The sequence below is a fragment of the Pseudomonas sp. Fl4BN1 genome, from assembly GCF_009908285.1.
Classification (GTDB): domain Bacteria; phylum Pseudomonadota; class Gammaproteobacteria; order Pseudomonadales; family Pseudomonadaceae; genus Aquipseudomonas.
On the sequence record NZ_JAAARM010000046.1, the window covers coordinates 1 to 22,816 of the forward strand.

Sequence of the window (22,816 nt, forward strand, 5' to 3'; positions counted from 1 at the left end):
GGTTGACGGGGTTGCGGGGAGGGCTTCGGTGCTAAAGCGCTTGAGTAGCCCTGAAAACAAAGCGAAAAACTTATTCAGCTCGCTGGCTGGCGGGATGTCTTCAAGCGGGCCCAGTTCGACAGAGGCGGCGTAATACCCGTCCTTGCCAGTCCGGTGGGAAAAGTAGAGTTCTTGAGTACCAATGCTGGCGGGTTCATCAGTCACCGCCAGGCCACCCAAATAGGCCTTGCCACTGCCGCGGAAGTTGGGTCGGATTTCAATGCTGGTGAACAGCTTCTGACCTTCGTCATTGAGTGCCAGCAAACGGTCGTTGGGCTTGAGCTGGGCTTCCAGCGCGACTTCACCGGGCTCTAGGTCTTCGCCTTCTTCAATCAAGCGGACCGCGAATACAGTCCCGAAACAGCCCTGCCAGCGTTCATGTTCACACCAGATAACAGCGGTATAAAAAGACGGCTTATAGGTCTCAGCGATATCGCGCAGTTCCTGGGGAAGGATCTCGCGGCCATCAGCGGTGGTGCCGCTGGTGGCGACACGTTTCCAGTACGAAACAAGGGAACGGGGCATGGGCGTTAACTGCGCTCAATCGGTTGAATTGCCGCCACGATAGGCAGCCGAAAGTGCCCAAACAAACGATTCAATTCCGCGCACCTCCTAGATTCTCGTTATAGGAGGATCGCGGAAATTAACCCCGCGTTTATCGCATTTTCGCCGCATAGACTGCGGCCCATGTACTACTCAACCGAAGTTAAAGAAGCCGCAAAACGCCTGTTTCTACGCCGCTGCAAGGCGAAGGAAATTCAGGCGCAGCTCCACCTGCCCAATATCCGGATCGTCTACTACTGGATACGCCAGGGCGGGTGGGAGGACATGCTTTCGGATGAAGAGCCGCTGACGGCTGTAGGCCGGCGAATCACCCTGCTCTTGGATAAGGTCGGCAGCCTGTCAAAAGACGATCTGAACGAACTGGACCGGCTGACCACTGTTCGCGAACGGCTGCTGAAACAAGCTGCGAAACTAGCGCCGGCGGTGCTGGCCGGCGACGATCAGGACGAGCCCCAGGAACCCCGCCAACGATCGCGTGGCGACCGTTCCGGCCGTGGGGAGGGTGGCGGCAAGAAGCGGGAGAAAAAGGCCAAAAACGACGTGAGCGGCCTCACGGAAGTGGACTTCCTTGATAAGTTCATCTCCAAAATGTACCGCTACCAGCAGGAACTGTTCGAAGCCAAGCAAAACCCGCTGACGCGGCGAATCAGGAACATCCTGAAAAGTCGCCAGGTAGGCCTGACCTACTACTTCGCCGGCGAGGCCTTCATGGACGCCGTGTTAAGCGGCGACAACCAGGTGTTTCTGTCGGCCAGCCGATCGCAGTCGGAGATCTTCCGCAGCTACATCATCCAGTTTGCCCAGCAGTGGTTCGGCATCGAGTTGACCGGCAACCCCATTGTGCTCAGCAATGGCGCGGAACTGCGCTTTCTCAGCACCAACAGCAGTACCGCCCAGGGCTACCACGGGCACGTCTACGTTGACGAATACTTCTGGATTCGCGATTTCGACAAGCTCAGCACCGTGGCCAGCGCCATGGGCACCCACAAGAAGTGGCGGAAAACCTATTTCTCGACGCCCAGCGCGGTGTCGCATCAGGCCTATCCGTTCTGGTCCGGCGAAGAATTCCGCAACAGCAAGCGCGGCAAGAAAGCCGGCGGCGTCTGGCCCAGCGAATCGGCCTACACGCAGGGCGCCCTCTGTCCGGATGGCCAGTGGCGCAAGACCATCACTCTGGACGATGCGATCGCCGGGGGCTGCGATCTGTTCGACGTCGAGCAGCTGCAGCTGGAGTACGACGAGGACAAGTTCCAGCAGCTGTTCTACTGCAAGTTCATCGACAGCACACAGAGCGCATTCGGCCTCAAAGACCTGGAGCGCTGCTATTCCGATCTGACGCTGTGGGACGACTTCGACCCCGAAGCGGACCGCCCCTATGGAAACAGCCCGGTCTGGATCGGCTACGACCCAAGCCGCACACGCGACGACGCCACTTGCGTGGTCATCGCGCCACCGCTGGAAGCCGGGGCCAAGTTCCGGATCTTGGAGAAGCACAGCTGGCGGGGCCAGTCCTTCAAGTATCAAGCCGACCAGGTCAAGAAACTCACCGAGCGCTTCAACGTGCAGCACATCGGTATCGACACCACGGGCATTGGTTACGGCGTGTTCGACCTGGTGCGCGACTTCTACCCCCGGGCGACCTCGATCCACTACAGCCTGGATACGAAAAACCTCCTGGTACTCAAGGCCCAGGACACGATCCAAGGCAGCCGCATCGAATGGGACGCGGGTTGGACCGATATCGCCCAGGCCTTCCTCACGATCAAGCGAGGCACCACCGGCAGCGGCCAGGTGACCTACAGCGCATCCCGCACCGACGCCACCGGACACGCCGACGTTGCCTGGGCGGTCATGCATGCGCTGCACAACGAACCTCTAAACACCAACAAGCGGCGCCGTAGCCGCTACGTCACGAGTGGAAACAATGCCCAAGCTTCGACACAAAAAGCGCCCGGTAGTCCAGCAGGCGCGACAGCAACAGCCTATGCGGTCGTTCACGTTCGGCGAGCCCGAGCAGGTGCTGTCCGGCAACATCGGCGAGTACGTGGGGGTGTTTCCCAGCGACGACGGGGAGATCTACAAGCCGCCGGTGTCGCGCACCGGCCTGGCCAAGCTGCTGCGGGCAAACGCGCACCACGGCGCTATCCCGAAGTTCAAGCGAAACCTGCTGTTGCGTGAGTTCTTGCCCTCAGCAGGCTGCAGCGCCCGGACAATGGGCTGTGCGGGCCTGGACTACATGGTGTTTGGCGAGGCTTTCTTCTACCGCAACACAAACGCCTTCGGCCAGGTGCTAGAGCTGCAGCACGTGCCGGCGATCAACATGCGGGTAAAGGTGGACGGTGGTTATCGGATGCTGCTGCCCGACAGCAAGTTTATGGACTTCGACCAGGACGAGATCGAGCACGTCATGGACTACGACGTGGAACAGACCATTTACGGCATTCCGGACTACCTGGGCGGCATGCAGGCGCTGCTGCTCAACGAAGCCGCAACCCTGTTCCGTCGGCGCTACTACAGCAACGGCGCCCACGCCGGGTACATCTTCTACACCAACGACCCGGACCTGACCGAGGACGACGAAGAAAACCTACGCGAACAGATCAGCTCAAGTAAGGGCGTGGGCAACTTCCGCTCTATGTTTGTGAACATCCCCGGCGGTAAGGAAAACGCTATCCAGATCATCCCCGTGGGGGACTTCCAGGCCAAGGACGAGCTGGAGAAGGTCAAGAACATCACGCGAAACGACATCATCGCCGCCTGGCGCATGAACCCGGCACTGGCGGGGATCATTCCCGAGAACAGCGCAGGTTTCGGTGATATCGAAAAAATTGATCGGGTCTACACCAGCAACGAGATACGTCCGATCGGCCAGCTGTTCGACCAGGTGAACGACACTCTGCGAGAGGATCGGCGCATTGCGTGGAGAGAGCCCCCGGCTGACGTCGAAACCACCTGATATGGGGTCATTGCCACCGCTAGGCCCGACATGCTGTGGCAAAATAGCACCCAAATAGGACCCTTGGGGAGGGTTGCATGCGAGTCATTTGTAAGTGTGGGCACAAAGGGCGGATAGGGCACAGTGAGGCGCTATCGCCGGACTTCAGGAAGCTCTATTGTCAGTGTCTGGACGTACACTGCGGTCATTCCTGGGTCGCGCATCTGACGTTTTCGCATACCCTGAGCCCGTCCGCGAAGTCGGTTGACGCTCTATTGTTCGACCGACTCCGCGAGTTACCTAAAGCACAACAGCGCCTTCTGTTCGATCAGCTAGGGGCTTTGCCTGCCTCGTAATCTCCGAGAGCCGCCACGGCTCCTTCTATACGATCAATAGCCAACTTTCCGACCTCAAACAAACCGGCTCGGCCTTCGTCACTGAGCGGGACTTCCGCGCTGGAGATCTCGACAATCATGTGCATGATGGCGGCCGCGCCCTGCAGCTCGCCACGAATGTCCGTAAGGTTCAGGTTTTTCATTTACTACTCCTTGAATGAGGTTGCCTGAATTGGCGGGGCGGGAGTCTGATAAGGGAGTAGCAATACGCCATCAGCGGAAAGTGCAAGGGGCGGCCTTAGCCACCCCCTGCCCCATACAACTCTCGCCCTTTCGCCTATCTATCCGGGCTGCACCTCTCGCAACTGGAAGGCGTAAACCCCCTGCCCCTGATCATGCGAAACCTGCTCCAACAGGTCCGGATTACGATCTAGCTTTGCCGCTACGCACTTGGCAGCACATAGAGGACTCTCTGTACAACTCGCGGTTATACCCATGCCCTTTGCCCTGGCCAGGTAGGCCCCAGTGGATTGACGAACAATAATGATCATAGGGACCTCAGTTCAAAGTCAGATTGATCACAGGCCGCGCCAGAAGCTGGGCCAGCAAGGTGGTATCGCTGTCAGACAAAGCGCCCAGGCGCTTGGCCTGAGCTGCCAGGACTTCCAGCTGGCACCTGGCATCTGGTGTTTTTTGCACCTGATACTCAATTAGTGCCTGGCCAACCATTACCAGGGCCAACTGACGTTCGGGGGCTGTGGTAGCCTTTACCGCGCTACCGCTTGGATGTATCGCTTGCATGTGTTGCTCCTTTGCTGGTGGTTGGTGTCGGGGAGCTGCAACTCCTCGACACCGTCTCTATCACGCCTGCCGCATATGGCTGGCGGTGAATACCGGGCGCTGCTCACAGCGCACTTCAAATACCCCCAAGTCTTGGCCGTCTACGTCCAGCAAGTGAACAATGGTGATCTGAGTCGGGGTTTCTTCTGGGTGATCTTGCCAATGCCCAATGGCAGCGAGTTCAGCCAACTCTTCAACTGTGCAGAGATCCACGTAGAAGTTGGGTAACTGCAGAGAACCGTTCAAGGCATTGGCGCTGTAACGAATCTTCATTCCTCCTCGATCTCCTATTCAGGCCACACGCACTTTGGAGCCGTGCTGAAGCACGTAAAGCTCCACGTCTTCCATCCGATACCTGCCACCAACACCGCCCCTCACCACATACCCCTCAGGGCACGGTTCCAACTTGATTGGGAACGGGTACGGCCAACCGCAGGAGTTACCGAACTCGATTTGGGAGTGGTATCTGCTGCCCTCTTTGATACCGGCGTAAAGCTGCTGACCGATAACCTGCGCACCCGCCGCCTCTGCCAGGAAGGCCTCGAAGATCAGTTGGACGGTGGAGTGCGTGAACCGCTCGCCATCGTTCTGCAGCAGATCAAGATTGATACGGCCTCGGGCAAAGTCTCGGAACGCTTCAAGGCGCTGATGGCGTATCAGCTTGTCCTGTTCGGTTTTATCCATGGTGCGGCTCCAGATCGTTGCTCAGATAGAGTTGTTCAAGCTCGCTCCAGTCGCTGGGGCACTCGCAGGCCCTGTTGGTAAAGGGGAAGGACGCCAGCAATCCCACCAGCACCTGGAATACTTCAGTGCCCAGGTCTGCAGCTGTCAGTTGTCCGAAGTGCAAACCCACTTCGCCCTGGAGCCATTCGGCGCGCTTCGGGTTGGCCATGCAGGCCATGGTCAGCAGGAGCGCACGGCGCGGGGTGTCCAGGGAATGCAGGCGTTTGAGAAGCGGCGATAACCCCCCCCCTGCAATGCTCAGCTCTCTCATGGTGGTGATCATGGGGACCGAGGACGACAGGCCGACCAGCTCGACGGCCTGTTGCCAGCAATGGGCAAAGTCCAGGGATTGGGCAGACATTTCGGCGCGAACTGGGGCATTGAGAGCGGGCATTTTCGATTCTCCAATGTTGAAAACATGCTCAGGGCTGTGAACGTCCCGGAACAACCGGAACAGCGAACCACCGGATAGCTGGACCCCACGCCGTTCGTGGCCTCCAGCGACAGGGCAGTGTTCCAGCTCTCCCGGAACGTTTCGGAACACAATGTTGAGGAAAACTGCTGAAAGCCCCGTGGCATGCAGCCTGTAGCCCTGTTCTGGACGTGCCACCGGTTGGAACAGTGACGGAACCAGCCGGAACAAATTTGTTCCAGAGCGATCCGGTTTGTACCAGTAGGGACGGAACACCAAACACTGACTAACCATATGAAATGATTGAATATTTTTTATATCTATCTGAATGTTCCAGATGTTCCGGACCGCTCCAGCTTCTGCACAGGCCATGCCCTTTTCACTCGATAGGACACCCCACGCACTGCAGGCCATACGTTTCATCAGGCGTTCCCCCGCTTCTTGAAAATCCAGCACCAGATAGAACGCTTCTCCAGTGGCGACCGGACTTTACGAGTCTCAATGAAGGTGTGAGTGGTGCTTTGGGGCAGCGCCCGACGCAGCATTGCCTCTGAGATCACCTCCTGGCCGGCCTGACGGCACGTCTGCTGGAAGTGCTGGATGTTGATGGCGATCAACTGCCGATCGTTGCTGTGGTTCAGGGTTTCGTGAGTTTCCTCCCGTGTTCCGTCTGAATCAGTGATCGTCACCACCCTCTCGTTCAGGTAGTGATAGATCTGCCAGAACTGGGCAGCGGTTGGGTGCTCCGATCGGCAACGTTGTTGCCTGGCAATCGCTCGCGCCTCCAGGTGGCCAGCCAAGCTTTCGGTGTCTCTGTCGGTCCAACTAGGGAACAGCGCCTGGGTCGCGTAGGCGGCAGCAAGCACTTGGGCGTGGCACAGGACTATCCGCGCCTCGGTCAGGGCACTGATGGACTGCAGGCGCTGCTCGTAACGTGTGAACGCTTCGAAGTAGCGCTCCAGCCACTGCTTTTCAAATGCCAAGACACGACGTAGATAGCCGCCCAGCTCTTTGGCCTTCATGGATTTCAACCTGTCGGCCATTGGCTTGAGTGCCAGCGAGTGGTGATCCTTGGTGCAGTGCAAGTGCACGATCCGCGAAAGGATGGCCTCGGACCCGTCCACGCTCTCGTTCTGAGAAATGGCCAAGGCGCCGCGCCAGATGCTGATCCGCGTTTCATTGCCCGTCGTCTTGGCGCCGGTCACACGCAGAGGGGCGTGATAATCGAACATCGGCTTAACTTCGTCCCAGGCAAACTGCACGGTGACTGTACGGCCCTGTGCGTCGTTATAAGTACGGTCTGACTCGATCAACACCACCGGTAGATTGCTGACCTCGGAAAAGGCGCGTGATAGGCCCACGGCGCTTGCACCGGTGCCGCTAGGCTTGATGCCTTCCATGTTGTCGCGACCGATCAGGCGCCATAGGAAACGCAGCAGCGTTGACTTGCCCGCACCTGGCTCACCCGTCAGTTCCAGGAAGGGAAACGACGCCTGCTGGCTGCCGATCTGCTGGACGAATAGCGACCCAGTCCACCACGACAATGCGGCCAGACCATTGAGGCTGTGAACCGCCAGAAAGTCAGGGAACCACTGACCATCGAAATCAGTACCCCGTTCGAACTTGGTATTCACCAAGGCGGTCTTCACACCCGCCCCCTTGACCTCGATAAAGCCGTGGCTGTTTACCGGTAGCTCTCTGCCCTCATGAAAGCCGAACTGGGGATAGCAGTAGGTGCCGGAGTCCTCGTCGTAGCCAATAAAGGGAAGGCTGCGCACAGTACGTACTGGCCGCTTTACATCGTTCAACCATTTGGCCTTGAGCATGGCCAGTTCACGAGCGCCGCCCTCAAAGTTTCCTCCGGGTGTGAAGTCGAGCATGGCCCGGACAAACCCCCTGGGCTCAGCAATTGCGCTCGATGGCAGCGGTGCCTGGACGCTCCGGCTCTGGTCAGGAAACTGGAAGTCGAAGTAGTAGCGCTGCTCGCCGGTGATAATGTCCTTCTCCAAGTAGTCCAGGCTGGGGATGCAGTTGGAGATCTGCGCGATCTTTACATGCCGGGCGAAGATCTCGCGGTTGCCGTCCACCTTGTCTTCGCCAAGGTCTTTGCTCAGTTCACCCTGGTTTACGCGGGCCGAATAAAGCTGGTTCCGGAACTCCAGCAGGTAAAAGCCAGCCGGACGCCGCAGGTACAGCAAGTAAGCGAGCTTGTTTGTATTCTCAGCGGTGAACAGTTGGCCGCGATAACAAGCGTCCTCCATGAACTTGTCATCCAGCTCACCATCCCGGTACACGTCGTCCCAGTCACGCTGGCCAGCGAGCGCTACCCAGCCAATCTCCCCCATACCGCGCAGCATCTGGAGGTACTTGGGGATGTATTTATGGCCTGCCTTGTCATCATCCAGGCCAATGACCCACGTCACCGATCGCCCCTTGTGAGCTTCGACAATCTCCCAAGGGAAGTTCACGCAGCTGATGGATGCGATGGCCTTATATCCAGCCAGGTGCAGAGCGATGGCGTGGAAGATCCCTTCCACAACATAGACTCGATCGCTCTTCGCGATAGTCTGCCCTGGGGGCATCCAGCCGTTGTTCTGGTAACTCATCTGGAACTTGATACCGGCCTTGTCGCCTTTGTTGGCCGCAACCATGCGTTCGTCGATGAGTCGTTCCCAGTAGCCGTTGCACAGCGGAAACCGTACCGTGTCCGCCCAATCCCCGGACTTCATCTTGCGTCGAGCTTGGCTGTACCAGCCGGACAGCTTGGCAACGTCGAAACCGCGGTTGCGCTGCAGATAGGCGTCGGCCGTGGCAGTTGGATTGGTTTCGGTGGCGGGGAAACGCTCGCTCAGGTTTTCGAACAGGTAGCTGTAACGGTCGCGGGTGTTCTGTTCAAACTGACATTCATTGTCCCGGTTGCACTTCAAGCGGTAGGGCTTGGCGCGACTGATGAACAATTTTTCTTTACCGCAGTTGGGGCAGGTGCCCTTCTGTAGGTACTTGTCGCCAATGTCCTTGAAGTCCAGTTCCCTGTCGTTCTCCAGGGCCTCGATCACGTCCTTCTGATAGATCTCGTCGAATATCTTTTGATCAAGCTTCATCGAGGAACCCACTTACACTTCCCCCGCCTTCTGCTTAGACCTCCCTCCGCGCACTCGCTCTGCTTGCTCTGCAGCCTCCAGCGCTAGATAGATCATGTTGATAAAGACCGTACCTTTTTCACCAGGCTGCTTGTCCCTGACCAGAATCATTCCCTGGTCGATTTTGTGACGCACTGAGCGCTCCGTGAGCCCGGCGCGACGCGCAAACTCATTCGGGGTCACATAAGGCGTGTCGATGGTGATCTGCATTTGATACTCTCCGTTGGTACATTTTCTGAAAAAGTTCCTATATCGGATCCATACTGGATCCTATATAGGTTCCTTGTCAAGTCGGAGATTAGATGGAGCTTGCAGAGAAGTTGAAGGCTATCCGGGCAGCTGAACGGCTAACCCAATCAGAGTTTTGTAAGGAGTTGGACTTCAGCCTGAGCACCTACAAGAAGTGGGAATCGTCGCTCTTCGAAATGAGCTATGGCCCTCTTTCGAAGATCGCCAATCACGCACGCTTCAAGAAATACACTCTGTGGCTGATGACCGGCGAGGCAGTACCGGAATGCGGCCAAGTCAGCCCGATCTAACTCCTCTCCCCTTTTGCGCTGAAGAACTATGTCACTGAAGAAACTTGAGTCCGGAGAATGGCTGGTTGATTGCCGCCCAGATGGTCGAACTGGGGCGCGTGTTCGCCGAAAATTTCGGACCAAGAACGAAGCCATGGTTTTTGAACGTCGCTTGATGGGGGACGGAGCGAAAGGTGAGTTTGAGAAAAAGCCGAAGCAGGACGAACGCAAGCTTTCCGATCTTGTAGCCCTTTGGTTCAAGCTCCACGGACGCAACTTGAAGCGCGGTGAAAAATGCCTGGCGTTCCTTGAGCGCATGGTTAAAAACCTCGGCGATCCACGGGCCACTGACTTCACAGCCGGTTGTTTCACCCAGTACCGGGCAGACCGCCTAGCCGGCAAATGGGGACGCGCAAAAGTCGACGAAACCGGAAAGCGCAATGGCGCCACTGCGCCGATCACGGCGAATACCGCCAACCATGAGTTGAGCTACCTACGTGCGGTATTCAACGAACTAGGCCGGCTTGGTGAATGGACTGGCGAGAATCCGCTGTCAAAAGTGCGTGCGTTGAAATTTGACCAGAGTGAGATGGCATACCTGTCGAGCCCTCAAATTTCCCGCCTCCTTGCTCGATTGGACCAGGAACCATCCGACGTGGGTGTAATCGCCCGTGTGTGCCTGGCAACAGGTGCTCGGTGGGCAGAAGCCGCGAATCTTGAAAAGCACCAGGTGCGCGACGGACGCATTCACTTCACACGCACTAAGTCGTCAAAGAACAGGACCGTGCCGATCGCCAAGAGCTTGGAAAATCAGTTACTCCAAGCGATGCCGTTTAAATCGACTTACAGAGAAACCTGGTACACCTTTTCCGACGTGGTAACTGAGATTGATCTAGGGCTGCCGAAAGGCCAGGTAACTCACGTATTGCGCCATACCTTCGCCAGTCACTACATGATGAATGGTGGCGACATCCTCACACTGCAGCGCGTGCTCGGACACTCCACCTTGGAAATGACCATCCGCTATGCCCACTTCAGCCCCGGCCACCTTGCAGAAGTCGTCAACCTGAACCCCCTAGCCGGCAACCGCGGACAAAATGTGGACACTTCACAAAAAACAACTGATCAACCACATCAAGAAAAAGATATTAAATATCTTTAAAATCAATGAGTTAATAAGCAACAGAACAAAAGGAATGCCAAATGTCTGAATTGATTTCCTACCATCTCGAAGACGGTATCGCGACCCTGACCTTGAGCAATGGCAAGGTCAATGCCATCTCCCCGGACGTGATTGCCGCCTTTAATGCCGCGCTGGATCAGGCCACCACTGATCGCGCGATTGTGATCATCACCGGTCAGCCGGGGATTCTCTCTGGCGGCTACGACCTCAAGGTCATGACCGCAGGCCCCAAGGAAGCCGTGGCGCTGGTCACCCTGGGCTCGACCCTGGCACGCCGCCTGCTGTCCCACCCTTTCCCCGTGATCGTCGCGTGCCCCGGGCACGCGGTGGCCAAAGGTGCCTTCCTGCTGCTGTCGGCGGACTACCGGATCGGGGTTGAAGGCCCCTTCAGCATTGGGCTCAACGAGGTGCAGATCGGTATGACCATGCACCACGCCGGGATCGAGTTGGCTCGTGACCGCCTGCGGCGCTCGGCTTTCCATCGCTCGGTAATCAATGGCGAGATGTTCGATCCGCAAAGCGCCGTGGATGCCGGCTTCCTCGACAAGGTGGTGAGCGCCGATGCATTGCAAGGTGCAGCCCTGGCTGCTGCGCGCCAACTGAAGAAGATCAACATGCTGGCCCACAAGAACACCAAGTTGAAGGTGCGCAAGGCCCTGCTGGAAAGCCTCGACAACGCCATCCTCCTTGATCAGCAACACATAGGCTGAAGCCATCGGCCGTGAATCAATCAGCCCGACCTGCGTGTCGGGCTTTTTCCTGGCGCACCAAAATCCATCGTCAAAAGGCTCTAGACCGCCGCTGTCGCTCGCAGTTGGAAACATGCACTTAAACATCGCCCATCTCCGGGCTGAGAACGGCAATTGCCGAAAATAGTGCACATCCGTACACTGCGCCACCTTTTGTCCCAGGTGGGCCGTTTAGATGCTGTATCTGTTTCGCATGTCGTTGATGAGCCTGCACTTTATCGTGGCAGGCAGCCTGGGCCTGTTGCTCGGGCTATGCCGACCGTTCAACCCGGACAACAGCCGCCTGTGCGCCCGCCTCTACGCCTGGCCGGCCATGTGCATCTTGCGCCTGCGGGTCAAGGCCGAAGTCGGTCCGCTGATGGACAAGCCGCAAAGTTGCGTGATCATCGCCAACCATCAATCCAACTACGACCTGTTCGTGTTCGGCAACGTGGTGCCACGACGCACCGTGTGCATCGGCAAGAAGAGTCTGAAATGGGTGCCGCTGTTCGGCCAGTTGTTCTGGTTGGCGGGTAACGTCCTGATCGACCGCGGCAACCCGCAAAAAGCCCGCAACTCGATGCTCACCACCACCCACACCCTGCAACACAAAGACACTTCGATCTGGGTTTTCCCGGAGGGCACGCGCAACCTCGGCGAAGATCTGCTGCCGTTCAAGAAGGGTGCGTTTCAGATGGCCATCGCTGCCGGCGTGCCGATCGTGCCGGTGTGCGTCAGCAGCTACATCAAGCAGATGCGCCTGAACCGCTGGAACAGCGGCAAGATCCTGATCCGTTCGCTGCCGGCAATCCCCACCGCCGGACTGACCCTGGACGACATGCCGCTGCTGATCGCCCAATGTCGCGAACAAATGCGCGACTGCATCGCCAGCATGGATCGCCAGCTGCAATCGGCCTGAGCCCGATCAACGCCAGAAAGCCCGCCTTGTGCGGGCTTTTATTTGTCTGCGAACTCAGGCCTCGACTGTGACTCTGATGGTGCATTGCAGGCTAAGCTGCACATCGTCTGTCACCACCCTCCTTGATAAGAAGAAGTGAATCGGAACCATGGGTAGAGTTGTTGCGGCCGCCGTGTACAGCGGCGGAAAGAAAGTCACTGATATCAGCCTCGACGAGGGGGCCGCCTGGGCCGCAAAACCCGAGCACTTTGTCTGGATCGGCCTGGAAGAACCCAACGCCCATGAACTGGCCAACCTGCAACGCCAGTTCAACCTGCATGAACTGGCCATCGAGGACGCGCTGGAAAAACACAGCCGGCCCAAGCTGGAAACCTTCGGCGACGCGCTGTTCATCGTCACCTACTCGCCGGTGCGGACCGAGGGCAAGCTGGAGTTCATCGAGACCCACATCTTTGCTGGCAACGGCTACATCATCACCGCCCGCAACGGCCACTCGGCTTCCTACGGTTACGTCCGCCAGCGCTGCGAGGCGCGCCCACTGCTGCTAGAGCACGGCGAAGACTTCGTACTCTATGCCCTGCTGGATTTCGTCACCGAGAACTACCAGCCGGTCAGCGAGGCGATCCACGCAGAGATCGACGAGTTGGAGCGCAACGTACTGTGCAATTCGTTGAATGAGCGGGATATCCAGAATCTCCACGGCCTGCGCCGCGACGTACTGCGCCTGCGCCGCCATGTGGCGCCCATGGTGGAGATCAGCGAGGAGCTGCAGAAGCTCAGCTTTCCGTTCATCGACAAAAATATGCGGCCGTATTTCCGTGACGTGCAGATTCACGTCACCCGGCAGATGGAAGATCTCTCGACCCTACGCGATATCGCCAGCCAGACCATCGAGATCGGCGTGCTGCTGGAGGCTTCGCGACAGAGCATCGTGCAACGCAAGTTCGCCGCGTGGGCGGCAATCCTGGCGTTTCCCACAGCAGTGGCAGGGATCTACGGGATGAACTTCCAGAACATGCCGGAGTTGAGTTGGCACTACGGCTACTTCAGCGTCCTGGGCTTCATCAGCGTAGGTTGTGTCGGCCTCTGGGCCAGCTTCAAGCGTTCAGGCTGGCTCTGAAGGGATAGCGGCCCTGCACACTTAAGCAGGGCCACAGCCATTGTCAGGCCGCTTCGGGCTTGTGAGCGACAAAACGCATCATCCACTCCGCGACGGTGGCGCCGTGGTGGTCATGCTCCAGGCTGGCAACGCCCTTCTGGTAGATCTGCTCACCGAGAAACTCCTGGCGCAGGTCCAGCAGGGCCCGGGAATAATCGTGGATGAACTCAGGGTGGCCCTGGAAGCACAGCACCTGGTCATTGATGTGATACGCAGCATAAGGACAGAAATCGCTGGAGGCGATCACCGTGGCGTTTTCCGGCAAGGCGGTGACCTGGTCCTGGTGACTGATCAGCAACGTCAGCTCTTCCACCACCGGACTCATCCACGGCGCCTTGGCAGCCAGTGTGTAGTTATGGGTACCAACGCCCCAACCCTGGCTCGCACGCTCGCTTTTGCCACCCAGGAGCAACGCCAGCAATTGGTGGCCGAAGCAGATGCCCAGCAGCTTGTCGCCACGTTCATAGCGCCCCAGCAGGTAGGTCCTGAGGGTTTCAATCCAGGGGTCGGTGCCAAAGGAATCGGCCTTGCTACCGGTCACCAGGTAGGCGTCGAACGCCAGTTCATCAGCGGGGTATTCACCCTGAACCACGTTGTAGACGCTGAACTCGGCGGCGATGGGCTGTTGCGAGAACAGGCGCCGGAACATCTGCCCGTAACCCTGATATTGATCGACCAGCTCGGGACGCAGGATATCGGTCTCAAGAATGCAGATGCGTAGCGACATAAAAAATTCCTGACAAGGCGATGGCAATAATGAACACCCCAGAGCCTGCCTTGAAATACTACGGCAAGGCAAGCCCCGGAGCGGGTCATTTATTGCCTGCCCGGGTCAGAACAGCTGACCTTGGCGGGCCTTTTCCAGGAGCAGGGTCGGCGGGGTGAAACGTTCACCATATTGCTCCGCCAGGTACTGTGCACGGGCGACAAAATCCTGCACCCCGTACTGATTGATGAACTGCAGGGCGCCACCGCTCCAGGCGGCGAAGCCTATGCCGAAGATCGAGCCGATATTGGCGTCTGCGGTGGACTGCAACACGCCCTCCTCCACACAACGCACGGTTTCGATGGCCTGGATGAACAGCAGACGGTCGCGCACATCCTGGGCTGAAATCTGTCCATCGGCCTTATAGAAGTGCGTACGCAACTCCGGCCACAAGTGCTTCTGGCCGCCAACCGGATAATCGTAGAAACCGCCGCCGGCAGCCTTGCCCGCACGCTGGTAGTCGTTGAGCAGCAGATCGATCACGGCAAACGCCGGGTGCTTGATCAGTGGCTTGCCTTCGGCCTGCAGGTCCTTGGCGGTCTGCTGACGAATGTGGCTCATCAGGCTCAGGGAGACTTCATCGGAAATCGCCAGCGGCCCCACCGGCATCCCGGCCTTGCGCGCCTCGGTCTCGATCATCGGCGCCGCAACGCCTTCGCCAAGCATGGCGATGCCTTCGTTGGTAAAGGTGCCGAACACCCGGGAGGTGAAGAAACCGCGACTGTCGTTGACCACAATCGGGGTTTTCTTGATCTGCAGGACGAAGTCAAAACCCCGCGCCAGGGTTTCATCGCTGGTGTGCGTGCCCTTGATGATTTCCACCAGGGGCATTTTCTCCACCGGGCTGAAAAAATGCAGGCCGATGAATTTGTCCGGATTAGGCACGGCAGTGGCCAGCCCGGTGATGGGCAGGGTCGAGGTATTGGAAGCGATCACCGCCCCCGCGCCAACCACTCGCTGCGCAGCCTTGGACACCTTGGCCTTGAGTTCACGGTCTTCGAACACCGCTTCGATGATCAGGTCGCAACCGTCCAGATCGGCGTCCTCGACAGTGGGGAGAATCCGCGCCAGGGTCGCATCCCGCTGCTCACTGCTCAGTTGCCCGCGAGCGACCTTTTTCTCCAATAGTGCTGCGCAATGAGCCTTGCCCTTCTCCGCGGCTTCGCGACTGATGTCCTTGAGCACTACGTCGATGCCCGCCACGGCGCTGACGTAGGCAATGCCCGCGCCCATCATGCCGGCACCGAGGACTCCGAGCTTGTTCGTCGTCTGAGTCGGTATGCCTTGAGGACGCGAACCACCGGCATTGATCTCGTTGAGCTGGAACCAGAAGGTGCCGATCATGTTCTTCGCCACCTGGCCAGTGGTCAGTTCGGTGAAGTAGCGGGTCTCGATTAATTGCGCGGTGTCGAAATCCACCTGGGCACCCTCGACCGCGGCACAGAGAATCTTCTCCGGCGCCGGGAAACAACCCTGGGTCTTGGCCCGCAGGATCGATGGGGCAATGGCCAGCATTTGCGCGACTTTCGGGTTCGCAGGCGTCCCTCCGGGAATCTGGTAGCCGCGTACATCCCAAGGCTGCTTGACCGCCGGGTTGGCCAGGATCCAGGCCCGCGCCTTGCCCAGCAGCTCGTCTCGGTCGGTTGCCAGCTCATCGATCAAACCGGCCTGCAACGCTTGCTGCGGGCGGACTTTCTTGCCTTCCAGCAGATACGGCAGGGCCTTTTCCAAGCCCAGCATACGCACCATGCGCACCACTCCACCGCCACCAGGCAGCAAGCCCAGGGTGACTTCCGGCAGGCCGATCTGCAGCGCCTTGTCGTCGATGGCGATGCGGTGATGGCAGGCCAGGCAGATCTCCCAGCCCCCGCCCAGGGCCGCGCCGTTGATCGCGGCGACCACTGGCTTGCCCAAGGTCTCCAGGGCCCGCAGCTGCCCCTTGAGGGTCAGCACCATGGCATAGAAGGCCTTGGCTTCGGGCTTGCCGACCTTGATCAGCTCATTGAGGTCGCCGCCGGCAAAGAAGGTCTTTTTCGCCGAGGTAATGATTACCCCGGCAATCGACTCCTGCTCGTCCTGCAGGCGAGCCACGGCACCCGCCATGGCATCGCGGTACACAGCGTTCATGGTGTTGGCGCTCTGGCCCGGCATATCGATGGTCAGGACGACGATCTGGTCCTGGCCTTTTTCGTAACGAATGGCATCGGTCATGAAGGAGATTCCTTGAAATCGGGGCTCAGAGGCGTTCAATGATGGTGGCAATACCCATGCCGCCGCCGACACAGAGGGTCGCCAGGCCATAGCGCTGGCGCCGGGTTTCCAGCTCGTCGAGCAAGGTGCCGAGAATCGCGCAGCCGGTGGCGCCCAGGGGATGGCCCATGGCGATGGAGCCGCCATTGACGTTGACCTTGACCGGATCGATGGCCATGTCCTTGATGAACTTGAGCACCACCGACGCGAAGGCTTCGTTGACCTCGAACAGGTCAATGTCCTCGACCCGCAGCCCAGCCTTGGCCAGGGCCTTGCGGGTAGCTGGCGCGGGACCGGTGAGCATGATGGTCGGGTCGGTACTGGTGACCGCCGTGGCAACGATCCGCGCCCTGGGCTTGAGCCCCAGTTCGCGGCCCTTGGCTTCGGAGCCGATGAGCATCAGCGCCGAACCGTCGACGATGCCCGAACTATTGCCCGGGGTGTGCACGTGATTGATCCGCTCCACGTGGCTGTAGACCCGCAATGCGGTGGCGTCGAAGCCCATCTGCCCCATCATCTCGAAGCTCGGCTTGAGATTGCCCAGGCCTTCCAGGGTCGAATCGGCCCGAATGAATTCGTCATGGTCCAGCAGCACAATGCCGTTCTGATCCAGCACCGGCACCAGGGACTTGCCGAAAGCGCCACTGGCCCGCGCCCGCGCCGCCTTCTGCTGGGATTGCAGGGCGAACCGGTCGACATCCTGGCGCGAGAAGCCTTCCAGCGTTGCGATCAGGTCGGCGCCGATCCCCTGCGGGGTGAGATGGCTGTGCATATTGGTCTCGGGGTCCAGCACCCAAGCACCACCGTCGCTGCCCATGGGCACCCGCGACATGGACTCGACGCCCCCGACCACCACCAACTCTTCAAAACCCGAGCGTACTTTCATTGCCCCCAGGTTGACCGCTTCCAACCCCGAAGCGCAGAAACGGTTGATCTGCAACCCGGCCACGCTCACATCCCAATCCGCCGCCTGGACCGCAGTCTTGGCAATGTCGGCGCCCTGGTCGCCGATGGGCGTCACGCAGCCCAGGACCACATCGTCCACCTGGCTGGTATCCAGCTCGCAGCGTTGCTGCAAAGCCCGTAGCAGGCCTGCCACCAGGTTTACCGGCTTGACGCTGTGCAAAGCGCCATCGGCCTTGCCTTTGCCGCGGGGCGTGCGTAACGCATCGAATATCAAAGCTTGGGTCATGACGTCCTCGAACCGCTGTGCAGGGGAAATGTCGAGCTCCCACCTTAGGCGTGGCAGCCCTGGATTCAATGACCGATGCGCTCAGCCGCCTTGACGGTGACGCTCAGACGAACGGTAGGCAGCTAAGGGATGCTCCGATGAAGGGTCACGAACCGTCTAGCCAAGGGTCGGCAAAGCAGTATTCGGACTGATTTATAGCTTTTTAATCAAGCTCAACTATAACTTCATACGAATTGGATCTAAGCCAGAGGATTCAAGGCCCCTAAGGTGAAAACTGCAGGAGGTCTCAGACGGATGCTGCGCTGGGACAGGTAAGAAAAAGGACACATTGCCGGCTCATAGTGAAGTACGCCAACCGGTTTGCATTGATGCTCAGGAATAACAACAAAAGGCATTCAGCCATGTTCAAACATTCGAAAGTACGTCAGGCGGGGCTCATTCTCTTCGCAACCACACTGCTGTTGATCTTGCCGAATCTCACCAAAGTGATCGGCTGATCCGTGGCGACTCGATTAACGGGTCAAAAAATTGTCCCCGGTTCCTACCGGGGTACCGACTTGTGTGCCAGTCTTCCTGAGGAACACCACGGGGAAGATTCATGCGCCATTGGATTGCATTTGCCGCGCTCTTGAGCGCTTTCAACGCTCACGCCGGAATCATTGACGTCAACCGCGCAGTGGATGAAATCAATGACGGTGCACTGATCCTAGACCTGCGTAACGAGAGTGACTTTGCCGCCGGCAACGTTCATAACTCACTGCAGGTCAATCTCGAGCTGGAGGACGGCACCGGCATCAGCGCCGAGGGCCTGGCCTATCAGTTGCGCAAGGTGGTGCTGGACCCCAACGCCACGGTGGTGATCTACAGCGACACCGACCAACACGCACTGGAAGCTGAAGACACCCTGGTCAAGCACGGCTATTTCGGTATCGTGAACGGCGGTAACTACGAAGAACTCCGGGACGCCCTGTTCGACCACGTGTCGCGACCAGACGACGTGCTTCCCGGCGACGAACCCACTGACGACAACCCGACGGCCATCAATTGAAAGCTTTCCTATTGGGTGCTGCTCTGCTGTTGAGCAGCCCGCTGTATGCCGCGCAACTGCTGATCGACCTAGGCTCAGGCAGTCATGCCTGGCGGACCGAAGAACTACTCAAGCACCCTGAAGCCCGAAACATCACCATCAAGGACGACGTGTCCTACAAACGCGACATGCAGTACCGCGCCGTGCCCATGGCCGCCCTGCTCCAGGGCCTCAAGGCTGAGGATCATCTGCAAGCCGTGGCCCTTGACGGCTTTGCCGCGGAGCTGAACGCGGGGCCCCTGCTCAACCGCAAGGGTGCCCAGGCTTGGCTGGCCATTGAAGACCCGAGCAAACCCTGGCCGACGCTAGCGCCAGACAAGCCCAGCGCAGGGCCCTTCTATCTGGTGTGGAGCGATCCTGCAGCCGGGCATGTCAGCCCTGAGCAATGGCCGTTCCAGGTTGCGCGGATCCAGCGCCTGGCACCGGTGGCGGAGCGCTTCCCGGCCCTGGCGCCAGACCCGAAGCTGGCGGCCAATGATCCGATCAACCAGGGCTTTGCCCTGTTCCAGAAGAACTGCCTGGCCTGCCACCGCCTCAATGGTGCCGGCGACTCGCAATTCGGTCCGGATCTGAATATTCCCTACAGTCCCACCGAGTACTTCGGCAGTGACTTTCTCAAGCGCTATATCCGCGACCCACAAAGCCTGAGGCGCTGGCCGCAGGCGAAGATGCCTGGGTTCAACAACAGCGTCCTGCCGGATGAAGAGTTGGCGTTGTTGCTGGGGTATCTCAAGCACATGGCCGGGCGCAAGCAGACTCCCTGAGGATCGTGGAAGCGCCCTGGATGCGTTTCGCCCGCACCCTGGCGCCTAGCTGAAGAGCAGCATCACTGCTGCAACACCTTGGCATGCATCTGTTCGCCAGCGCCGCCTCGGCGCATGCCCCGGACCGGGCAGGCATCCAGATAGTCCAAGCCCACCGCCAGCTTCAGGTGACGCTCGGGTCGTACCAACTGGTGGGTCACGTCAAAGCTGTACCAGGCATTGTCCAGCCAGGCTTCGGCCCAGGCATGGCTGGCCAGTGCCGCACTGTTTTCACGGTACAGATAGCCGGAGACAAAGCGTGCAGGAATCCCCAGGCTGCGGGCACAGGCGAGAAAGGTATGGGTGTGATCCTGGCAAACGCCGCAACCTCCAGCGAAGGCCTGGGCGGCGCTGGTGGCCACATCCGTCGCCCCCGGCGTGTAGGTCATATGCTGGTTTAGCCCGTGCATCAGGTCGATCAACCCTGTGCGATCACGTCGTTGCCTGCACTGTTGGCCGGCGAACGCGCGCAATGCCTCATCGGCTTCGGTCAGACGAGTGAAACGCAGGAACGGCAGGGCCGATTGATGCTCATGCTCGGCCTCGCGCAACTCATCGATATCCACTTGACCACGGGCGCCAATAATCACCGAATCGTGGGGCTCATCCAGGGTCAGCACGTGCAGAATATTGCCAAAAGGATCCAACTGCGCTCGTACCGGCCGAGGCAGGTCGAGCTGCCAGCTCAGCACCTGCTGGCGCTCGCTGTCGTGGGGCGTCAGGCGCAAGTACTGGATGCTGGCACGTACCGGGTCTTCGTAGTGGTAGGCGGTTTCATGGCTAATGGAGAGTCTCATGCAGCCTCCAGGTAGGAACGGTGAATGGCGTTGCCCAACTGGCGTACCAGCGGGATAAAGTCGGTCAGCCAGGCATGCAGGCCCTCGTCGAGGATCTCGTCGATTCCGGTGTAGCGCAGGCGCGCGTCGATTTCCGCTGCCAGGCGCTGGGCCGGGCGTCCATTGATCCCGGGCAGGCTGGCGAGGATCTGATCGATCTCTTCGGTGCAGGCCCGCAGCGAGCGCGGTACGTCGGCACGCAACAGCAGCAATTGCGCGACATGCCGTGCGCCGGGGGCTTCGCGGTAGATCTCGGTATAGGCCTCGAAGGACGAAAGGGCGCGAAGCAAGGCACTCCACTGGTAATACGCGTGGGCGGTACCATCGCTGACCGCGGCAGCTTGATCGCCGGCCATCTCGTAGCGGGCATCGAGCAGGCGCAAGGTGTTATCGGCGCGCTCGATGAAGGTTCCCAGGCGGATAAATCGGAATGCATCGTTGCGCATGATGGTGCCGTAGGAGGCCCCGCGAAACAGATGGGAGCGTTCCTTGATCCACTCACAGAAGCGGTGCATGCCATAGGCACCCAGTCCTTGCCGGGCAATCTGGTGAATATCCAGCCAGGTGGCGTTGACGTTTTCCCACATGTCCGCGGTGATGCGCCCACGTACTGCATGAGCACAGCTGCGGGCCGACCCCAGGCAGCTGTAGATACTGGCGGGGTTGGCCGCGTCCAGGGCGAAGAACTGCAACAGTCGTTCGGCGTGCAACGCGCCATGACGGGCCAGGTAATCCTCCAGGGTGCCAGTGATGCGCAGCGGCATGGCCAGTTCGTGCAGACCGTCGCCCCGTCCGTCCTGGGGCATCAGTGACAGCGAATAGCTGACATCGAGCATCCGCGCGAGGTTTTCCGCGCGCTCCAGATAACGCGACATCCAGTACAGATCCGAAGCGGTTCGACTCAACATGGCAGGCTTCCTTAATCCTCGACCACCCAAGTGTCCTTGGTGCCGCCGCCCTGGGAGGAATTCACCACCAGAGAACCTTCACGCAGGGCCACACGGGTAAGACCTCCAGGCACCACGCGGGTTTCACGACCGGAAAGGACAAACGGACGCAGGTCGATATGCCGTGGAGCAATGCCGTTTTCGACAAAGGTCGGGCACGTGGACAGGGACAAGGTGGGCTGGGCGATATAAGCCTGGGGCCGGGCCTTGATCCGCGCGCGGAAGGCTTCGATCTCCGCGGCGCTGGCGGCCGGCCCCACCAGCATGCCGTAGCCGCCGGAACCCTGGGTTTCCTTGACCACCAGTTCCGGCAAATGCGCCAGCACATGGGACAGCTCATCAGGCTTGCGGCACTGCCAGGTGGGCACATTCTTGAGGATCGGCTCCTCGTCCAAGTAGAAGCGGATCATCTCTGGAACAAAGGGGTACACCGACTTGTCATCCGCTACCCCCGTACCAATCGCATTGGCCAGCACCACATTGCCCGAACGGTAGGCCGCCAGCAGCCCTGGCACGCCCAGCATGGAATCCGGGTTGAACGCCAGGGGATCGAGGAAGGCGTCGTCCAGACGCCGGTAGATCACATCCACCGCCTGAGGGCCGTCGGTGGTGCGCATGAAGACCCGATCATCACGCACCAACAGGTCGGCACCCTCCACCAGCTCCACTCCCATTTCCCGGGCCAGGAATGCGTGCTCGAAGAAGGCGCTGTTGAAGCGGCCCGGGGTCAGTACCACGACACTCGGATCGTCCAGCGGGCTGGAGCTCTTCAAGGTATCCAGCAGCAGGTTAGGGTAGTGATCGACGGGAGCGATGCGCTGGGCAGCGAACAGCTCAGGAAACAGGCGCATCATCATCTTGCGGTCTTCGAGCATGTAGCTGACGCCGCTGGGAGTGCGCAGGTTGTCCTCCAGTACGTAGTAACTGCCGTCGCCGTCGCGCACCAGATCCACGCCGCAGATATGCGCATAAACGTCGCCATGCAGATCCAGACCCTGCATCGCCAATTGATACTGATCGTTGGCCAGGACCTGCTCGGCGGGAATGATTCCGGCGCGGATGATCCGTTGCTGGTGATAGAGGTCGGCGAGAAACAGGTTCAATGCCCGCACTCGCTGAATGCAGCCACGCTCGATGACCCGCCACTCACTGGCCGGAATGCTGCGGGGGATGATGTCGAAGGGAATCAGCCGTTCGGTGCCCTGCTCGTCGCCGTACAGGGTGAACGTGATACCGGCGCGGTGAAACAACAGGTCAGCCTCACGGCGGCGCTGAGCCAGAAGCTCGTCGGGGGTATGCGCCAACCAGCGAGCGAACTCTCGATAGTGTTCGCGGACCTGGCCATCGGCCGTATACATCTCATCAAAACCGCGGCGGATCATGCCGTGCTCCTTGCCACCCGGGCACTTGGGCTTCACAAGCCCCGTGCCATCGGCATAA

General features: G+C 59.3%; 24 protein-coding genes. 10 read left to right on the top strand and 14 right to left on the bottom strand.

Going from position 1 to position 22,816, the window contains the following annotated elements:
• Positions 1–564: GPO family capsid scaffolding protein (locus tag GV818_RS30240; protein WP_161778338.1), on the bottom strand; the 564-nt coding region annotated here is incomplete at its 3' end.
• 162 nt (positions 565–726) lie between these two features.
• Here GV818_RS30240 and GV818_RS30245 point away from each other — a divergent pair.
• The 3 genes from GV818_RS30245 to GV818_RS30255 all read left to right on the top strand — a co-directional run bounded on the left by GV818_RS30245 (position 727) and on the right by GV818_RS30255 (position 3,894).
• A complete protein-coding gene (locus GV818_RS30245; protein ID WP_161778339.1) occupies positions 727–2,781 on the top strand; it encodes a terminase large subunit domain-containing protein in 2,055 nt (684 codons plus the stop codon).
• Positions 2,720–3,559, top strand: coding sequence for a phage portal protein (locus GV818_RS30250; protein WP_256679564.1), 840 nt, complete (start codon positions 2,720–2,722; stop codon positions 3,557–3,559). The genes GV818_RS30245 and GV818_RS30250 overlap by 62 nt, the downstream gene beginning before the upstream one ends.
• A gap of 77 nt (positions 3,560–3,636) precedes the next feature.
• Positions 3,637–3,894, top strand: a complete 258-nt coding sequence (locus GV818_RS30255) for an ogr/Delta-like zinc finger family protein (protein ID WP_161778340.1) — start codon at positions 3,637–3,639, stop codon at positions 3,892–3,894.
• On the opposite strand, the gene GV818_RS30260 is transcribed toward GV818_RS30255, so the two are convergent.
• The 7 genes from GV818_RS30260 to GV818_RS30290 all read right to left on the bottom strand — a co-directional run bounded on the left by GV818_RS30260 (position 3,867) and on the right by GV818_RS30290 (position 9,198).
• Entirely contained in the window at positions 3,867–4,076 is a 210-nt protein-coding gene (locus GV818_RS30260) for a hypothetical protein (RefSeq protein ID WP_161778341.1), read from the bottom strand. The two genes, GV818_RS30255 and GV818_RS30260, sit on opposite strands and share 28 nt — an antisense overlap.
• Positions 4,077–4,431: 355 nt before the next feature.
• Positions 4,432–4,674 (bottom strand): hypothetical protein, encoded by a 243-nt coding sequence (locus tag GV818_RS30265; protein WP_161778342.1) that lies wholly within the window; start codon positions 4,672–4,674, stop codon positions 4,432–4,434.
• A gap of 60 nt (positions 4,675–4,734) precedes the next feature.
• Positions 4,735–4,986, bottom strand: a complete 252-nt coding sequence (locus tag GV818_RS30270) for a hypothetical protein (protein ID WP_161778343.1) — start codon at positions 4,984–4,986, stop codon at positions 4,735–4,737.
• 18 nt (positions 4,987–5,004) lie between these two features.
• Positions 5,005–5,397 carry a hypothetical protein gene (locus GV818_RS30275; protein WP_161778344.1) on the bottom strand — a complete coding sequence of 131 codons (393 nt, stop codon included), beginning with the start codon at positions 5,395–5,397 and terminating at the stop codon, positions 5,005–5,007.
• Positions 5,390–6,271: a hypothetical protein gene (locus GV818_RS30280; protein WP_161778345.1), complete on the bottom strand. Its 882-nt coding sequence runs from the start codon at positions 6,269–6,271 to the stop codon at positions 5,390–5,392. The genes GV818_RS30275 and GV818_RS30280 overlap by 8 nt, the downstream gene beginning before the upstream one ends.
• Positions 6,271–8,949, bottom strand: a complete 2,679-nt coding sequence (locus GV818_RS30285) for a toprim domain-containing protein (RefSeq protein WP_178125195.1) — start codon at positions 8,947–8,949, stop codon at positions 6,271–6,273. The genes GV818_RS30280 and GV818_RS30285 overlap by 1 nt, the downstream gene beginning before the upstream one ends.
• A gap of 12 nt (positions 8,950–8,961) precedes the next feature.
• The gene (locus GV818_RS30290) at positions 8,962–9,198 is read right to left on the bottom strand and encodes a hypothetical protein (protein ID WP_123397636.1); all 237 of its coding nucleotides are present in this window, start codon (positions 9,196–9,198) and stop codon (positions 8,962–8,964) included.
• 92 nt (positions 9,199–9,290) lie between these two features.
• On the opposite strand from GV818_RS30290, the gene GV818_RS30295 reads away from it, so the two are divergent.
• The 5 genes from GV818_RS30295 (at position 9,291) to GV818_RS30315 (ending at position 13,456) form a co-directional block, all read left to right on the top strand.
• Positions 9,291–9,527, top strand: a complete 237-nt coding sequence (locus GV818_RS30295; protein WP_123397637.1) for a helix-turn-helix domain-containing protein — start codon at positions 9,291–9,293, stop codon at positions 9,525–9,527.
• 133 nt (positions 9,528–9,660) lie between these two features.
• Entirely contained in the window at positions 9,661–10,668 is a 1,008-nt protein-coding gene (locus GV818_RS30300) for a phage integrase (protein ID WP_256679563.1), read from the top strand.
• A 41-nt stretch (positions 10,669–10,709) separates the two neighbouring features.
• A complete protein-coding gene (locus tag GV818_RS30305; protein ID WP_161753361.1) occupies positions 10,710–11,399 on the top strand; it encodes a crotonase/enoyl-CoA hydratase family protein in 690 nt (229 codons plus the stop codon).
• A gap of 214 nt (positions 11,400–11,613) precedes the next feature.
• On the top strand, positions 11,614–12,336 hold the full coding sequence (locus GV818_RS30310) for a lysophospholipid acyltransferase family protein (RefSeq protein ID WP_161753363.1): 723 nt from the start codon (positions 11,614–11,616) through the stop codon (positions 12,334–12,336).
• Positions 12,337–12,484: 148 nt separating this feature from the next.
• Positions 12,485–13,456 carry a magnesium and cobalt transport protein CorA gene (locus GV818_RS30315; RefSeq protein ID WP_161753365.1) on the top strand — a complete coding sequence of 324 codons (972 nt, stop codon included), beginning with the start codon at positions 12,485–12,487 and terminating at the stop codon, positions 13,454–13,456.
• 43 nt (positions 13,457–13,499) lie between these two features.
• Here GV818_RS30315 and GV818_RS30320 read toward each other — a convergent pair whose 3' ends face one another.
• From GV818_RS30320 to GV818_RS30330, 3 genes are all read right to left on the bottom strand, one after another.
• Positions 13,500–14,222: an amidotransferase gene (locus GV818_RS30320; RefSeq protein WP_161753367.1), complete on the bottom strand. Its 723-nt coding sequence runs from the start codon at positions 14,220–14,222 to the stop codon at positions 13,500–13,502.
• Positions 14,223–14,327: 105 nt separating this feature from the next.
• Entirely contained in the window at positions 14,328–16,472 is a 2,145-nt protein-coding gene (locus GV818_RS30325; RefSeq protein ID WP_161753369.1) for a 3-hydroxyacyl-CoA dehydrogenase NAD-binding domain-containing protein, read from the bottom strand.
• 25 nt (positions 16,473–16,497) lie between these two features.
• Positions 16,498–17,703 (bottom strand): acetyl-CoA C-acetyltransferase, encoded by a 1,206-nt coding sequence (locus GV818_RS30330; protein WP_161778348.1) that lies wholly within the window; start codon positions 17,701–17,703, stop codon positions 16,498–16,500.
• Positions 17,704–18,301: 598 nt separating this feature from the next.
• Here GV818_RS30330 and GV818_RS30335 point away from each other — a divergent pair.
• Positions 18,302–18,751 (top strand): rhodanese-like domain-containing protein, encoded by a 450-nt coding sequence (locus GV818_RS30335; RefSeq protein ID WP_161753373.1) that lies wholly within the window; start codon positions 18,302–18,304, stop codon positions 18,749–18,751.
• On the top strand, positions 18,748–19,554 hold the full coding sequence (locus GV818_RS30340) for a c-type cytochrome (protein WP_161778349.1): 807 nt from the start codon (positions 18,748–18,750) through the stop codon (positions 19,552–19,554). Before GV818_RS30335 ends, GV818_RS30340 begins: the two co-directional genes overlap by 4 nt.
• 62 nt (positions 19,555–19,616) lie before the next feature.
• Here the strand turns inward: GV818_RS30340 and GV818_RS30345 are convergent, their stop codons facing one another.
• From GV818_RS30345 to GV818_RS30355, 3 genes are read right to left on the bottom strand one after another with little or no spacing between them, the layout of a single operon-like run.
• Positions 19,617–20,390: a transglutaminase family protein gene (locus tag GV818_RS30345; protein ID WP_161753377.1), complete on the bottom strand. Its 774-nt coding sequence runs from the start codon at positions 20,388–20,390 to the stop codon at positions 19,617–19,619.
• The gene (locus tag GV818_RS30350; RefSeq protein WP_161753379.1) at positions 20,387–21,337 is read right to left on the bottom strand and encodes an alpha-E domain-containing protein; all 951 of its coding nucleotides are present in this window, start codon (positions 21,335–21,337) and stop codon (positions 20,387–20,389) included. Before GV818_RS30350 ends, GV818_RS30345 begins: the two co-directional genes overlap by 4 nt.
• An 11-nt stretch (positions 21,338–21,348) precedes the next feature.
• Positions 21,349–22,758, bottom strand: coding sequence for a circularly permuted type 2 ATP-grasp protein (locus tag GV818_RS30355; protein ID WP_161753381.1), 1,410 nt, complete (start codon positions 22,756–22,758; stop codon positions 21,349–21,351).
• Positions 22,759–22,816 lie beyond the last annotated feature (58 nt).

Excerpts from the sequence above, each read along its gene's own strand:
- GV818_RS30245 (WP_161778339.1), top strand. The coding sequence starts at position 727 with ATGTACTACTCAACCGAAGTTAAAGAAGCCGCAAAACGCCTGTTTCTA.
- GV818_RS30255 (WP_161778340.1), top strand. The coding sequence starts at position 3,637 with ATGCGAGTCATTTGTAAGTGTGGGCACAAAGGGCGGATAGGGCACAGT.
- GV818_RS30260 (WP_161778341.1), bottom strand. The coding sequence starts at position 4,076 with ATGAAAAACCTGAACCTTACGGACATTCGTGGCGAGCTGCAGGGCGCG.
- GV818_RS30265 (WP_161778342.1), bottom strand. The coding sequence starts at position 4,674 with ATGCAAGCGATACATCCAAGCGGTAGCGCGGTAAAGGCTACCACAGCC.
- GV818_RS30270 (WP_161778343.1), bottom strand. The coding sequence starts at position 4,986 with ATGAAGATTCGTTACAGCGCCAATGCCTTGAACGGTTCTCTGCAGTTA.
- GV818_RS30275 (WP_161778344.1), bottom strand. The coding sequence starts at position 5,397 with ATGGATAAAACCGAACAGGACAAGCTGATACGCCATCAGCGCCTTGAA.
- GV818_RS30280 (WP_161778345.1), bottom strand. The coding sequence starts at position 6,271 with ATGAAACGTATGGCCTGCAGTGCGTGGGGTGTCCTATCGAGTGAAAAG.
- GV818_RS30285 (WP_178125195.1), bottom strand. The coding sequence starts at position 8,949 with ATGAAGCTTGATCAAAAGATATTCGACGAGATCTATCAGAAGGACGTG.
- GV818_RS30290 (WP_123397636.1), bottom strand. The coding sequence starts at position 9,198 with ATGCAGATCACCATCGACACGCCTTATGTGACCCCGAATGAGTTTGCG.
- GV818_RS30295 (WP_123397637.1), top strand. The coding sequence starts at position 9,291 with ATGGAGCTTGCAGAGAAGTTGAAGGCTATCCGGGCAGCTGAACGGCTA.
- GV818_RS30300 (WP_256679563.1), top strand. The coding sequence starts at position 9,661 with ATGGTTTTTGAACGTCGCTTGATGGGGGACGGAGCGAAAGGTGAGTTT.
- GV818_RS30305 (WP_161753361.1), top strand. The coding sequence starts at position 10,710 with ATGTCTGAATTGATTTCCTACCATCTCGAAGACGGTATCGCGACCCTG.
- GV818_RS30310 (WP_161753363.1), top strand. The coding sequence starts at position 11,614 with ATGCTGTATCTGTTTCGCATGTCGTTGATGAGCCTGCACTTTATCGTG.
- GV818_RS30315 (WP_161753365.1), top strand. The coding sequence starts at position 12,485 with ATGGGTAGAGTTGTTGCGGCCGCCGTGTACAGCGGCGGAAAGAAAGTC.
- GV818_RS30320 (WP_161753367.1), bottom strand. The coding sequence starts at position 14,222 with ATGTCGCTACGCATCTGCATTCTTGAGACCGATATCCTGCGTCCCGAG.
- GV818_RS30325 (WP_161753369.1), bottom strand. The coding sequence starts at position 16,472 with ATGACCGATGCCATTCGTTACGAAAAAGGCCAGGACCAGATCGTCGTC.
- GV818_RS30330 (WP_161778348.1), bottom strand. The coding sequence starts at position 17,703 with ATGACCCAAGCTTTGATATTCGATGCGTTACGCACGCCCCGCGGCAAA.
- GV818_RS30335 (WP_161753373.1), top strand. The coding sequence starts at position 18,302 with ATGCGCCATTGGATTGCATTTGCCGCGCTCTTGAGCGCTTTCAACGCT.
- GV818_RS30345 (WP_161753377.1), bottom strand. The coding sequence starts at position 20,390 with ATGAGACTCTCCATTAGCCATGAAACCGCCTACCACTACGAAGACCCG.
- GV818_RS30350 (WP_161753379.1), bottom strand. The coding sequence starts at position 21,337 with ATGTTGAGTCGAACCGCTTCGGATCTGTACTGGATGTCGCGTTATCTG.
- GV818_RS30355 (WP_161753381.1), bottom strand. The coding sequence starts at position 22,758 with ATGATCCGCCGCGGTTTTGATGAGATGTATACGGCCGATGGCCAGGTC.